At 58.8% G+C, this 12500-nt stretch carries 14 protein-coding genes; 6 read left to right on the plus strand and 8 right to left on the minus strand.

The genetic code is table 11. The annotated features are described in order from the left end of the window. Nucleotides 1-4: 4 nt before the first annotated feature. The 4 genes from phnE to AC56DI_RS10460 are packed head-to-tail and all read right to left on the minus strand — an operon-like array spanning nucleotide 5 to nucleotide 3274. Complete coding sequence (phnE, locus tag AC56DI_RS10445) at nucleotides 5-787, minus strand: phosphonate ABC transporter, permease protein PhnE (protein WP_496346083.1); 783 nt, start codon at nucleotides 785-787, stop codon at nucleotides 5-7. Then, nucleotides 784-1614 (minus strand): PhnE/PtxC family ABC transporter permease, encoded by an 831-nt coding sequence (locus tag AC56DI_RS10450; RefSeq protein WP_496346084.1) that lies wholly within the window; start codon nucleotides 1612-1614, stop codon nucleotides 784-786. The genes phnE and AC56DI_RS10450 overlap by 4 nt, the downstream gene beginning before the upstream one ends. Further along, on the minus strand, nucleotides 1608-2426 hold the full coding sequence (locus tag AC56DI_RS10455; RefSeq protein ID WP_496346085.1) for a phosphonate ABC transporter ATP-binding protein: 819 nt from the start codon (nucleotides 2424-2426) through the stop codon (nucleotides 1608-1610). Before AC56DI_RS10455 ends, AC56DI_RS10450 begins: the two co-directional genes overlap by 7 nt. Then, nucleotides 2423-3274, minus strand: coding sequence for a putative selenate ABC transporter substrate-binding protein (locus tag AC56DI_RS10460; protein ID WP_496346086.1), 852 nt, complete (start codon nucleotides 3272-3274; stop codon nucleotides 2423-2425). The genes AC56DI_RS10455 and AC56DI_RS10460 overlap by 4 nt, the downstream gene beginning before the upstream one ends. Nucleotides 3275-3388: 114 nt before the next feature. Between AC56DI_RS10460 and AC56DI_RS10465 the strand changes: the two genes are divergently transcribed. The 5 genes from AC56DI_RS10465 to AC56DI_RS10485 all read left to right on the plus strand — a co-directional run bounded on the left by AC56DI_RS10465 (nucleotide 3389) and on the right by AC56DI_RS10485 (nucleotide 8529). Further along, nucleotides 3389-4279 carry an NAD(P)-dependent oxidoreductase gene (locus AC56DI_RS10465; protein WP_496346087.1) on the plus strand — a complete coding sequence of 297 codons (891 nt, stop codon included), beginning with the start codon at nucleotides 3389-3391 and terminating at the stop codon, nucleotides 4277-4279. Beyond that, a complete protein-coding gene (locus AC56DI_RS10470; RefSeq protein ID WP_496346088.1) occupies nucleotides 4276-5055 on the plus strand; it encodes a hydroxypyruvate isomerase family protein in 780 nt (259 codons plus the stop codon). Before AC56DI_RS10465 ends, AC56DI_RS10470 begins: the two co-directional genes overlap by 4 nt. A 263-nt stretch (nucleotides 5056-5318) precedes the next feature. Next, entirely contained in the window at nucleotides 5319-6518 is a 1200-nt protein-coding gene (locus AC56DI_RS10475; RefSeq protein WP_496346158.1) for a GmrSD restriction endonuclease domain-containing protein, read from the plus strand. Beyond that, complete coding sequence (locus tag AC56DI_RS10480; RefSeq protein ID WP_496346089.1) at nucleotides 6515-7630, plus strand: AAA family ATPase; 1116 nt, start codon at nucleotides 6515-6517, stop codon at nucleotides 7628-7630. The genes AC56DI_RS10475 and AC56DI_RS10480 overlap by 4 nt, the downstream gene beginning before the upstream one ends. Beyond that, nucleotides 7630-8529 (plus strand): hypothetical protein, encoded by a 900-nt coding sequence (locus tag AC56DI_RS10485; RefSeq protein ID WP_496346090.1) that lies wholly within the window; start codon nucleotides 7630-7632, stop codon nucleotides 8527-8529. Before AC56DI_RS10480 ends, AC56DI_RS10485 begins: the two co-directional genes overlap by 1 nt. A gap of 485 nt (nucleotides 8530-9014) precedes the next feature. Here the strand turns inward: AC56DI_RS10485 and AC56DI_RS10490 are convergent, their stop codons facing one another. From AC56DI_RS10490 to AC56DI_RS10505, 4 genes are all read right to left on the minus strand, one after another. Next, entirely contained in the window at nucleotides 9015-9446 is a 432-nt protein-coding gene (locus AC56DI_RS10490) for an META domain-containing protein (protein ID WP_496346091.1), read from the minus strand. Nucleotides 9447-9481: 35 nt separating this feature from the next. Further along, nucleotides 9482-9703: a hypothetical protein gene (locus AC56DI_RS10495; protein WP_422588109.1), complete on the minus strand. Its 222-nt coding sequence runs from the start codon at nucleotides 9701-9703 to the stop codon at nucleotides 9482-9484. A 127-nt stretch (nucleotides 9704-9830) separates the two neighbouring features. Beyond that, nucleotides 9831-10055 (minus strand): DUF3820 family protein, encoded by a 225-nt coding sequence (locus tag AC56DI_RS10500; protein ID WP_324520425.1) that lies wholly within the window; start codon nucleotides 10053-10055, stop codon nucleotides 9831-9833. 9 nt (nucleotides 10056-10064) lie between these two features. After that, on the minus strand, nucleotides 10065-10778 hold the full coding sequence (locus tag AC56DI_RS10505) for a murein L,D-transpeptidase catalytic domain family protein (protein WP_496346092.1): 714 nt from the start codon (nucleotides 10776-10778) through the stop codon (nucleotides 10065-10067). 139 nt (nucleotides 10779-10917) lie between these two features. Here AC56DI_RS10505 and AC56DI_RS10510 point away from each other — a divergent pair, with 139 nt between their 5' ends. Continuing rightward, a complete protein-coding gene (locus tag AC56DI_RS10510) occupies nucleotides 10918-12498 on the plus strand; it encodes a L,D-transpeptidase family protein (protein ID WP_496346159.1) in 1581 nt (526 codons plus the stop codon). Nucleotides 12499-12500: the final 2 nt, after the last annotated feature.

Below are 12500 nucleotides of genomic sequence, written 5' to 3' on the forward strand. Positions count from 1 at the left end.
CCTGCTAGTGCGCCTGCACCCAGCGCTGGCGCGCCCAGTTGCTCAGCACATCGACACCCAGTACCAGAATCAGCATGGCCAGGATCACCGTGGCCGCTTGCGCCTGTTGAAACAGGCTGAGGCTGACATAGAGCATCTGTCCCAGCCCGCCGGCACCGACAAAGCCCAGTACGCTGGCCATGCGGATATTGTTTTCCCAGCGGTACAAACCATACGCCAGCAGCTGTGGCCAGACGCCCGGCAAGGTGCCGTAGCAGAACGCCGTCAGTCGCGAGCTGCCGCTCAGGCGTAGGGCTTCAGCGGGTTCGCCGGGGGTGTTTTCCAGCGCTTCGGCAAACAACCGGCCGAGCACCCCGGTGGTGTGCAGGGCCAGGGCCAGGGTGCCGGCATTCGGGCCGAGGCCCGCGGCCAGCACCATCAGCGCCGCCCACACCAGCTCGGGAATGGCCCGTAGGGCATTGAGGATAAAGCGCGTCAGGTTCTGGGCCAGGGCGCCGAAGCGACCCGCAGCCGGCAAGGCCAGCAGTAACCCCAAGAGCGCCGCCAGCAAGGTGCCGATGGCAGACATCGCCAGGGTTTCCAAAGCGCCACGGGCGATTTGCTGGAGCAGCTGCGCGGACAGGTCTGGCGGCATAAAACCCTGGGCGAAGCGGGCCATCTGCGTCGGGCTATCGCCCTGCAACAGCGCCGCCAGGTCGAGGTTCAGATAGCTAAAGCTGGCGCTCACGGCCGTGAGCAAGCCCAGCAGAATCAGCCAGTTGCCGATGTTTACGCGGGGTCGTTTCATGTCAGGCGTCCGCGCAGCCAACGGCTGAGGCTGTCGGCCAGCAGCACCAGAAGCAGAAAGGTCAGCAGCATGCTGGCCACTTCGGCGCCGGCAAACATGCGCAGCGACAGGTCGATCTGCTGCCCCAGGCCGCCAGCGCCGACAAAGCCCATGACCACCGACGCGCGGATCGCGCATTCCCAGCGGTACACGCTGTACGACAACATCTCGCCGGCGGCATTGGGCAGCAGGCCGTAGGCAAAGGCGGCCAGGCGCGGGCTGCCGGCCAGCAGCAGGGCGCGGGTAGGGCGCAGGTCAACCGACTCGAAGATTTCTGCATAGACCTTGCCGAGCATGCCGGCGTAGGTGATGGCAATCGCCAGCACCCCGGCCGTCGGTCCCAGGCCCACGGCGCGCACAAACAATAAGGCCCAGACGATTTCCGGCACGCTGCGCAGCACAATCAGCAGGCCGCGCACCGGCCAGCGCAGGGCTTGCGCCCACCAGGCAGGCTTACCGCCGCGTGCCAGGGCGCTGATCGACAGGGCGCGGCTGGCCAGCAGGGCCAAGGGCATGGCCAGCAGCCAGGCCAGGGCCATGCCGGCCGTGGCGATGGCCAGGGTCTGCAGGGTGGCCTGGGCTAGCAGCTCAAGGAAGTCGCGATCATGGGCCGGCGGCCAGAAACCACTGACAAACTGGCCCATGTTGCGCAGGTTGTCCGGGGCTACCAGCACGGCCAGGTTCAGCTCGCTTAACTGCAAACCAGGCCACAGTAAGGCCAGGGCCAGCACCGTCAGGATAAGGCGTGGCACGGCTGCCGGGTCGCGGCGTTGGGCAGGTTTCAGCATCGCGGAATATGCACTGCTGCAGGCGTCGCCGGTACGCTGCCGGGGATTGAGCTGGACAACTGCTCGTTGGCGTACAAAGCATCCAGGCGCGCTTGATCGACCGCGCTGGCCGGCAGATCGAACATGATCTGCCCGTCACGCACACCGATGATTCGCGAGAAGTGCGCCAGGGCCAGGTCCACCGCATGCAGGCTGGCCAGCAGGGTGATGCCGCGGCTTTCGGCCTCCTGGTTGAGCACGCTCAGGGTGTGGCCGGCGAGTACCGGGTCCATGGCCGAGACCGGCTCGTCGGCGAGAATCAGGCGCGCCTGCTGATACAGCACGCGGGCGATGCCGACCCGTTGCAGTTGGCCGCCGGACAGCTCGTCGCAGCGCTGGAACAGCTTGTCGCTGAGGTCCAGGCGCACCAAGGCATCAGCCGCACCGTCGGTGTCCAGTGGGTAAAGCAGGCTGCACAGGCTTTTTGCCAGTGACCATTGGCCGAGGCGACCAGCCAGTACGGCGGTGACCACCCGCTGCCGTGGCGGCAGGGGCGGGGTTTGCTGAATCAGGCCAAGCTGGCTGCGCAGGGTTTTGCGCTGGCGTGCAGACAGCGCCCAGGGCCTCTGTCCGAGCAGTTCAAGCTCACCACTGCTGGGTTGTACCTGGGTGGCCAACAGGCGCAGCAGACTGGTTTTACCTGCACCTGAAGGGCCGATAATGGCCAGTCGCTCGCCATTGTTGACCCACAGATTGATGCCCTGCAGGGCGATCTGCTTGCCGTAGTGCAGGCCCGCGTCGTGCAGACGCAGGCCGTAGTCGCCTGGGGTCACTTCAGCAGGCCGGCCGCGCGTGCCGCTTCCTCGATGCCGGTGTAGTTCTCGGCTTTGGTGGGGATGAAGCGGGTGGCTGCTTGCAGGTCGAGAATCGCCTTGTCCGCTGGTTTGGCCGGGTCGAGGGCGAGGAAGGCCGCTTTGATCTTGTCGGTCAGCACCGGGTCAAGGTTGCCGCGTACGGTCCAGTTGTAGTCGTAGTAGGGCGGGGTGGTGCCAAGCACGACCACTTTGCTGGTGTCGACCTTGCCGGCGGCGACCAGTTTGTCCCAGACCGAGGCGTTCAGTACGCCGCCGTCCACTTTGCCCGCCTGAACCCAGGCGACAGTGGCGTCATGGGCGCCGGAGTAAGCCACACGGCTGAAGAACTCTTCCGGTTTGATGCCGTCTTTGAGCATAAAGAAGCGCGGCATCAGGCTGCCGGAGGTGGACGACACCGAGCCGAAGGCGAAGGTCTTGCCTTTCAGGTCCTGCAGCGACTTCACGGCCGGGTTGGCGGTGATGTACTTGCTGGTGAACTTCTCGTCCTGTTCGCGCTGTACCAGCGGAATCGCATTACCGGTTTTCAGGCGCGTCTGCACGAAGGTGAAACCGCCCAGCCAGGCCATGTCCAGACGGTCCGAAGCCAGGGCTTCGACCACGGCGGCGTAGTCGCTGACTGGCACGAACTCGACCTTCATACCCAGTTGCTGTTCCAGGTAGGCGCCCAGGGGCTTGAATTTGCGTTGCAGTTCGGTGGGCGCTTCATCGGGGATGGCCGATACGCGCAGCACGTCGGCGGCCTGGCTGAGGGCGCAGGAAAGGGACAGGGCAAGGCCGGCAGCGAGGGCCGAAAAACGAGTACGCATGGGTATCTCCGGTTCAAAAGCGGAAAAAGGAGGCGAAGTATAAGGGCCCGCGACTGGCTGTGGGGCTTTATGGCGCTTTAACATGCACGCACTGTGTTTTTTCGGAGTTTTGCAATGAGCACGACCATGCCTGCACTGGCTTTTGCCGGAATCGGTTTGATGGGGCTGCCGATGTGTCGCCGGCTGCTGGCCGCCGGTTATCCGCTGACGCTATGGAACCGCAATGCCGACAAATGCCTGCCGTTGCTGCAGGACGGCTGTCAGCGGGTGCAGACCCCGGCCGAGCTGTGCCGCGATGCCGAGCTGGTGCTGCTGTGCCTGGCCGACACCGCAGCGGTGCGCGAGGTGGTGTTTGGCGAGGGCGGCATTGTTGAGGGCGCCCGGCCCGGTCAGTTGCTGATCGACTTCTCCAGCCTGGAACCGGCCGCCACCCGCGAAATGGCGGCTGAGTTGCTGGCGCGTACCGGCATGCACTGGATGGACGCACCGGTGTCCGGCGGCACGCCGGGCGCCGAACACGGCACCCTGGCGATCATGGCCGGCGGTCGGCACGCGGATATCGAGCGCGCGCGGCCGGTATTGCAGCACCTCGGTCAGCGCCTGACCCACATGGGCGATGTGGGAGCCGGGCAGGTGACCAAGGTGTGCAACCAGATGATCGTTGCCTGCAATGCCCTGGTGATCGCCGAAGTGGTGGCCCTGGCCGAGCGTAGCGGGGTCGATGCGAGCTTGCTGGCGCCGGCCCTGGCCGGAGGCTTTGCCGACTCAAAACCGTTGCAGATACTCGCGCCGCAAATGGCCGCCAGCCAGTTCGAGCCGGTCAAATGGCATGTGCGTACCCTGCTCAAGGACCTCGATGGTGCGGTCAAATTGGCCCAACAACAGGGCAGCAGCGCACCCATGACCGGCCTGGCGGCGCAGCTGATGCGCTTGCACGGGGTGCAGGACAACTTGGCGCGCGATCCCTCGACCTTGGTGGACATGCTGCGCGAGCAACGCCAATGAAGATCGCCGCCAACCTGTCCCTGTTATTCACTGAGCTGCCCCTGCTGGGGCGGATTCAAGCGGCTGCGGCGGCTGGCTTTGACGGCGTGGAAATCCAGTTTCCCTACGAGCTGCCCGCCTTACAGCTGAAAGAGGCGCTGGCCCGTGCCGGTTTACCACTGCGGCTGATAAATCTACCGGCCGGCGATCTGATGAGCGGCGGCCCCGGTTTGGCCGCTGTGCCAGCACGCCAGGCCGAGTTTGACGCCGCCTTGCAGCAAGCCCTGAGCTACGCCGCCATGGTCCGTCCAGCCTGCGTCAATGTGTTGCCGGGGCGGTTGGCCGAGGGCGTCAGCCGTGAACAGGCGCTGGCGTGCCTGATCGCCAATCTGCGACAAACCGCCGAAGCCTTTGCCGTGCTGGGCATCCAGGTTCTGTGCGAGGCGATTAACCCGCTGGATATGCCGGGTATTCTGATCAATACCCCTGAGCACCTGGATGAACTGTTGCGTGCAGTAGACCACCCCAACCTGCAGGCGCAGTTTGATCTCTACCACATGTCCCGCCAGGGTCTGGATATCCCCGCCGGCATTCACCTGCTGGCGGGACGTATTGGCCACGTGCAGTTTGCCGACTGTCCGGGCCGTGGCGAGCCAGGCAGCGGGCAGCTGGATTTTGCTCCGCTGCTACAGGCGTTGCAGGCCAGTGGTTACGTGGGGTGGTTGGGGGCGGAGTACAAACCGAGTGTGACCGCCGAGCAGAGCTTGGGATGGCTGGCGGCTTGGCAGGCGCTTTAGCTGGACGCTGAAAGTCTCTCAGCGTTACCGGCGCGTGAATCGCCAATGGCATCGGATTTGATCGGTAAGTTTTATAACTTTCAGAGGCTGAGAACGGCCAAAAGCAGTCATTTAGGATCTATAAAACCAGAGGCGATTCAGAGATCTACTTTATCCAACCGGAGGAGGGCCGATGTGAACTCGACGTTTGCTGGCTGTGCGGTTGAAGCTGTACCATCAAAGTCGGCTGCCTTACTATTGTCTGTATAGCTTGTAGTTTGAAAGTGTTTACAGATACCTTTTGTGAATTGAGTAATCCGGGAATGCCTGAAAAAAAATCTACAGAAGAGATCAATTCATTTGGTGAGTCGGTAGGCATCGAGCTAGAGCGGGATCCGCACCGAAAAGACATAGTTATCGGAGAGCCTTTCAATCCCGATGACATTGATATTAGCACTCGCTCAATGACAATTGATTTGCTGCTTTCTCGGATTGAAGATGGTGCGTTAGATCTAGCGCCGGATTTTCAACGTCGCGCTGGAATATGGAATGAAAAGCAGCAAAGTCGCCTAATTGAGTCGTTGCTGCTGAGGATACCACTTCCAACGCTATATGCGGCTGAAGATGATAATGATTATTGGGTCATTGTTGATGGGATACAGCGGCTCACAACAATTACCAGATTTATATCTCCCTCATATATCAGATCTGCCCCACTCAGGCTTCAGCAGCTCGAATATTTGGGCGATGACTTTAATCAGTGCACGTATGAAGATTTGCCGGCTAGGCTAAAGCGCAGGCTCAGAGAGACCGAGCTTGTTGTGCATTTGATTAAGAGTGGCACGCCTGAAGAAGTTAAATTTAACATTTTTGCTCGTATCAATACAGGTGGTTTACCTCTTTCCGCCCAGGAGTTGAGGCATGCTCTAATACCTGGTTCGGTACGGGAGGTTCTGAAAAAGCTTGCAGAGTGCAAAGAGTTCAAAGAGGCTACTTGCAATAGTATAAAAGATGAGCGTATGGCTGCGAGAGAAATGGTTTTGCGATATATTGCATTCAAATTAATGCCGCCGAATAATTATAAGGAGCGAAATTTCGACCGATTTCTGAGCAAGTCAATGCACAGCGTAAATGCGCTTAGTCGTCAGTCGCTGCTCAAGCTGACTAGGGATTTCAAAGCCTCATTAGTTGCAGCGAAGAGCATCTTTGGAGTGGATGCATATAGAAAGAGGTACTCTCCAGATGATGGAAGATATCCGATAAATAAAGCGCTATTCGAAAGTATCACTGTGGCACTTTCTAATCTTACTGCTATTCAGCGAGATGTGTGCGTGAGCAATGCAAGGAAGATTAAGAAATCTTTTATTGTGTTGATGAATGATGCTGCTTTTGACTCGTCGATTTCTCAAGGTACAGGAGATGCGTCAAAAGTTAGAAGACGATTTTCTGCAATCAAAAATCTTCTAGAGAGCCATTCCCGGTGAGCAGAACTCTGAATATTCACAATTTCAAAGCTTTCAAAGACCAAAGTGTTGAGATACGGCCATTAACGCTGCTATCAGGCTTGAATGGAACTGGAAAAAGCACCACTCTCCAAGCAATTGCGCTATTGCGGCAGTCGATGGACGCGAATGGATTTTCTACTGTGCACGGACTATTGCTCAATGGAGAGTTGATAGAGCTGGGTGTTGGCGCGGACGTATTGCACAATGAACATACAGATAACAATATTTCATTCATTGTGAATTCGGCCGATTCGGATAACTACTACATATATGAAGCTTCCTATTCCGGCGCTTCAGATGTGCTGCCGGTAAAGAGTTGTTTCCGTAAAGGTGATCCTATCCCTGGGCTTTACGGAGAAGGCTTCCAATACCTTAGGGCAGATCGAATTAGTCCAGCCGTTCACTATCCCAAATCTCATCACACTATCACTGTACGAAAGTTTCTTGGGGTTCGCGGCGAATATACAGCGCATTATCTCAATCATTACAGGGATGAGCGTGTAAGCGACCAGATCAGACGCCATCCTCTTGCGTCCACGAAAGGCGGGCTTTTGGCGCAAGTCAATGCTTGGCTTCAGGAAATATCTCCTGGCGCTAGCGTGAATGTTGAAGCAGTTCCTAGGACAGACCTCATGCGGGTTGAATACACCTATGGGAGCACAGCAGGTATTCGCGGAGGGGATCCATTTCGAGCTACGAACGTTGGCTTTGGGCTCACCTACTCTCTTCCAATCATTGTAGCTTGCCTTGCTTCGGCAAAAGGAAGCCTCGTCCTACTCGAAAACCCGGAGGCGCACCTTCATCCTAAAGGGCAGGTTGCAATCGGTGAGTTGATTGCGCGGACGGCTGCTGCTGGCGTGCAGATTTTAGTAGAAACTCACAGTGACCACGTGCTCAACGGCATACGAATTGCTGTGAAAGAGGGCCTGATACCAAATACTAGTGTTGGATTGAACTTTTTCAGTCGTGCAGATTCCTCTTCGCAGCCAACAAGCGCTCAACTAGAAATATCACCAACTGGTCGAATCAGTGAGTGGCCAGAAGGATTTTTTGATCAGTGGGATAAGTCTCTAGACAGGATTTTGGACTAATGCGACTGGTCAGTTTTCTTAACGAATTGTCACATCCAAGCGACCGACTGTCAGATGAGGAAGCTAAAGCAAATGTGAGCAGGCTTATCAAGCTTCTCCGGGAGATCAAGAAAATTCGCTCTGGCTTAGAACTTCACTCCATCCAGCCTCTTGTTTCCATAAATATGGGAAATCAGAGGACGCTCTCATCTCTCCGAACTGATGGCAATACACGTGAAGAGTGGCAGTTCCTGAGAGGACTTGAAAACCGGGCATTTGACCTGGCGGGTGAGCTTCATGATTTGACAATAGATTATGAGCATAAAGGTGTTCCATGCGTTGGGCTTGGATTAGCTCATGCTATAGACGCTTTGGCGGTAAGCTTTGAGGGGGCTGATTGGAGCGAGTCATCACTAGAGCTAGTATGTAGAGAGCTGGCCAATGATGGAGAATTGAGCGAGTTACTTGTTTACGTACGGCATGCCGCGACTGAAGAAAATTTGGCAGATTTGCAAGAATGGTTACGACTTATCCCACTTAAAAATTACGCAAGCGGTGAGGAAATGTGGGCGGGGCGCGAGGAGGCGTTTCCTTCTTTGCTATTTCTACCTCGAACGGAACAACAATTAGCATGCTTAAAAAATGGATCGGAAGCTCTTGGTTCTGTCAATCTTCGATTGTGGCAGTTAGAGTGCGCTGCGCAGAATTGGGAACAAGATCGAGGGTTGCCAAATTTTTTGTCAAAAGTAACTCCGGAATATGAACAACGTAAAAGTCTTTGTCTGTTCGAAAGCGTTGCATCGGGCATACAATATTTTGACTTGCACGCCAGGTATACGCCTGGAGCCGGCAGGATTCACATATGGTGTAACCCAGAAAATCATACAATCGAAATTGCGCACATTGGACATAAACTCTAGTAATTTTATCTAGTAGATATGTAATCTCATCACCGAGATTTAGAGTATATAAACTTAGATAGCTACTCGATTGGTGTTTGCAGTAGCAGACCTTACTTAGGTAATTGAGCACTGATGAATAATGGCCATATCAACCCACTGACCGCTTCTGGCCGTTTGCAGCCTTTCATTGTCTGGCTGAATAGTCCCGGAGTATCCCCGATTGATACCGCTCGACCGCAAACGGCAGGCATGCACGAATGCAAGCGGCAAGAAGAGGTAGGTCTGGATATCTCTGGTGGGAAATACTTCTACGTTTCCCATCCTGTGCGGCCTTGAAAGCGACCTAGGGTGAATAACGTTTACTTGTCCACCAGCACCAATAGTTGACGCAACCTGTGCCTGCTTGCGATATCCGTCGCAGATCGCATCCGAGCCACGCCCTTAATGCCTCAAGTGAACCGCATTGCGCGGCAGCGCGGCTCACGATGAAGCGGCAACAGGCCCTAGCGCACCCAGTCTTGCAGTTTGAACTGCAGCTCGTGTTGCTGGCCCTTGAGGTGCAATTGCTGCTCGCTCAGGGTTGCTTCGCTCCAGTCGCTCAGGGTGCTGGTCATGGCGCGTTCCCAGTCTTGCTGCGGCGCGGGGCAGAGCATCATGGTCGAGGCCATCTGCTTGATGCGCAACTGCGAGCCTTGCAGTTCCACCTGGCCGAAATAGCGATTGCAGCCGGCGCTGCCGTTGGCGCGCAGGTGCTCGCCAATTTCCAGGTCCGGGGCTTTGCCTTTTTCTGCCAGCAGCGGCAGACCGTCGATCTTCTCCAGCACCCAGTGATGATGCTGCAGGCTTTGTGCGCTCAATGGCGTACTCGGCGGTGGGCTGGCGCAGGCGCCGAGGAGGGTGGTCAGGGCGATGACGCTGAGGATGCGAGTGCTCATTGGCTCACCTGAGGCAGTGGACGAATGTTAGGTGCTTAGCGCTTGCCCATGGAGCGGCGAGTGCCATTGGGGGCGCGGCCGGGGGTTTTGTCGTGGTTGGACTTATGCCCCTTGGGATGATGGGGCTGGCCGTCGTTCTTGTTCGGCGCAAAGGCTGCGGGCGAGAACGGGAAGCTAAAGGCCGGCACTTTGGCGCTGGCGGTCTGCTCGTCGGCGTTGTCGAGGGTGTCACTGGATGGAGTAGGGGTCGTGGGCATGGGAAATCCGCCTGAGGCCTGATCGAGTAAGTGATGGCGCTGCTGGGCAGCGCATAGCCGCGCAGTATACCTGTCTCTGCGACCTGAGCCTGAGGCACGTGAGCTCGACTGGATTGTCTGGCGCGGTTTAGCGCCGTGGATGACGCTGGCGCAGCGGGGTCAGCAGTTCGGATAGACCGTTGTGGTCGATCTCCTGCATCAACTGCAACAGGCGCCCGGTTTCATTGTTGGGGAAGCCTTCGCGGGCAAACCAGTTGAGGTACGGGCCGGGCAGGTCGGCGAACAGCCGGCCCTTGTACTTGCCGTAGGGCATGGGCCGGGTCACGAGCAGAAGCAGGTCTTCGGGTTGCATGGGCTGCGCTTAGCCGCCATTGGCGGCGAGAATGCGAGCCACCTGGCGGGGCTGGCAGTTGAGATAGGGTGAGGCTTTGACCAGGCTGCGATCAGGGTACCAGGAGTACATGAACTGGCCGCCCTTCAGCTTGTCGATCACCCGGCGGGCAATCTCCGGACGTACCGCCGGGCAGCCCTGGCTGCGGCCGATGCGGCCCTGACGTTTGCTCCACAGTGGGTTCACGTAGTCGGCGGCGTGGATGACGATGGCCCGCTCGCGGGCGCGGTCATTGACCCCCGGCTCCAGGCCGTCCATGCGCAGCGAGTAGCCGTGTTTGCCCTGATAGCTTTCCTGGGTGCGAAACAGGCCAAGGCTGGACTGATAACTGCCGACGCGGTTGGAGAAACGGGTGGCGAAGTTCTCGCCGGATTTCTGCCCGTGGGCCACCAGGTCTTGCAGCACCAGCGCCTGTTTGTGCAGATCAAATATCCACAAGCGGCGAGCGGTGGATGGCTGTGAATAGTCGATCACGGCCAGGCGTTGGGCGCGTTCGGCGCCGCTGTTGAGGGCGCATTGCATGGCTGCCAGGGCGCTCTGCAGGGCCACGGGGTTGAGTCCGGGGGCGGCGCGGGACAGATTTTTGAATAGCGGTTGTGGTGCGGACGTGGCCGCCATCAGCGGTGTGGAAAAGACCCAAAGTCCGGCTGCAGCCAGGCATAGCTGGCGAAATCGAGTGAACATAGGTGGAGAGTCCCCATTATCGTTGTTGGCTCCTGACGTCCTGTCGTTGCCGCGGCTGGCCTGTTTATACTTGGCTATGAGCGAACGGCGCTGCCGCGGCAGGCCGTGAATGTGACGGCCATGGATTGGAGTGCTGCAGTTGTTCAAAAAATACGCATGGTACCTGAGCCTTGGCGTGCTGATGGCGCCATTGGTCGCGGCTGTGGAAGTGCCCCTGGCTCCCACGCCACCCTTGCAGCTCAGCATCGAACAGTTGCCTGTGGCGTGCCCCGGTGCGCCAGCGAGCCTGGATGAAGCGGCGCGCGAGCAACTGAAAGTATTCTACGGTCAGCACCAGTACGCCCCTGTGTGGGCGGTCACAGGTCAGCTTGAGGCCTTGCTCGGGCAGCTGGAAGGTCTGGCGGACGATGGCCTTAACCCGGCCAGCTATCAGCTCGACAGCTTGCGAGCCTGGAGTCAGCAGCCGGCCAGTGACTGCCACGAGATCGTCACCAGTCATGTCTACCTGCAGGCATTGCAGCACCTGTTGCAGGGCCGGCTGCCGCAGCAGCAGATCGAGCCACGCTGGCAGCCCGCCGATAGCCCGGCACTGGCCGCGGACCAGGTGGTGGCATTGGCGATTTTGGGCCTCGGTGATTTGCCCGCGGCTTTTCAGCAGGCGCGTCCGAGCCTCAGCCAGTACCAGCAATTGCGCACTGTTTATGCCCAGCGCCGGCAACAGCCCTTGGCCGATTGGCAGGCTCTGGCCAGCGGCCCACTGCTGCGCCCGGACATGCGTGATCTGCGCGTGCCGGCACTGGCTCAACGACTGATCAGTGAAGGCTATCTGCCTGCCCAGGCGGCCCTGGAGGATGATCTTTATGGGGCGGACCTGGTGGCCGCGGTGAAGGTTTTCCAGCAGCAGCACGCCTTGCAGGCCGACGGTGTGGTGGGGGCGGCTACGCTGGAGGCCTTGAATATCACCCCGGCCCAGCGTCTGGCCCAGTTGCGCCTTAACCTTGAACGCTGGCGCTGGCTGGCGCGTGACCTGCAGGCCAGCGGTGTGCTGGTCAATGTGGCGGCCGCGCAGCTGGCCTACTACCAGGATTTTGCTGCCGTCTGGCAAACCCGTACTCAGGTGGGACGCGCGGCGCGGCCGACGCCCTTGCTGAAGTCCCAGATTACGCGCCTGACCCTCAACCCCACCTGGACGGTGCCGCCGACCATCCTGCGCGAAGACAAACTGCCGGAGATCCGCCGCGACCTAGCCTTTCTCGATAAGCACAACCTGCGTGTGCTGGACCGCGAAGGGCGTGTGCTGGACGCCAATGCCATCGACTGGAACAACCCTGGCAGCATCCAGCTGCGCCAGGATGCCGGTGCGCACAACCCTTTGGGGCAGGTGGCGATTCGCTTCCCCAATCCGTTTTCCGTGTACCTGCACGACACCCCCAGCCAGCAATTGTTTAGCAAGGGACCGCGGGCGTTCAGCTCGGGCTGCGTGCGGGTCGAGGCCGTGATGCAGTTGGTTGATCGACTACTCACACCCGCCGAGCGCGAGCGCGTGACTACCCTGCTGGCCAGCGGTCGTACCCACGAGTTTCGCCTGAGCACGCCGTTGCCGATCATCCTCGCGTACTGGACGGCGGAAGTGGATGGCACCGGCCAGCTGCACTATGCCCCGGACATCTATGCCCGCGACCAAGCGCTGCTGGCGGCGCTGGATCGTGCTCAGCTGTAAGC

Source organism: Pseudomonas sp. BGA-UO-ETr-WB11, assembly GCF_059567785.1.

Excerpts from the sequence above, each read along its gene's own strand:
- phnE (WP_496346083.1), bottom strand. The coding sequence starts at position 787 with ATGAAACGACCCCGCGTAAACATCGGCAACTGGCTGATTCTGCTGGGC.
- AC56DI_RS10450 (WP_496346084.1), bottom strand. The coding sequence starts at position 1,614 with ATGCTGAAACCTGCCCAACGCCGCGACCCGGCAGCCGTGCCACGCCTT.
- AC56DI_RS10460 (WP_496346086.1), bottom strand. The coding sequence starts at position 3,274 with ATGCGTACTCGTTTTTCGGCCCTCGCTGCCGGCCTTGCCCTGTCCCTT.
- AC56DI_RS10465 (WP_496346087.1), top strand. The coding sequence starts at position 3,389 with ATGAGCACGACCATGCCTGCACTGGCTTTTGCCGGAATCGGTTTGATG.
- AC56DI_RS10470 (WP_496346088.1), top strand. The coding sequence starts at position 4,276 with ATGAAGATCGCCGCCAACCTGTCCCTGTTATTCACTGAGCTGCCCCTG.
- AC56DI_RS10485 (WP_496346090.1), top strand. The coding sequence starts at position 7,630 with ATGCGACTGGTCAGTTTTCTTAACGAATTGTCACATCCAAGCGACCGA.
- AC56DI_RS10490 (WP_496346091.1), bottom strand. The coding sequence starts at position 9,446 with ATGAGCACTCGCATCCTCAGCGTCATCGCCCTGACCACCCTCCTCGGC.
- AC56DI_RS10495 (WP_422588109.1), bottom strand. The coding sequence starts at position 9,703 with ATGCCCACGACCCCTACTCCATCCAGTGACACCCTCGACAACGCCGAC.
- AC56DI_RS10500 (WP_324520425.1), bottom strand. The coding sequence starts at position 10,055 with ATGCAACCCGAAGACCTGCTTCTGCTCGTGACCCGGCCCATGCCCTAC.
- AC56DI_RS10505 (WP_496346092.1), bottom strand. The coding sequence starts at position 10,778 with ATGTTCACTCGATTTCGCCAGCTATGCCTGGCTGCAGCCGGACTTTGG.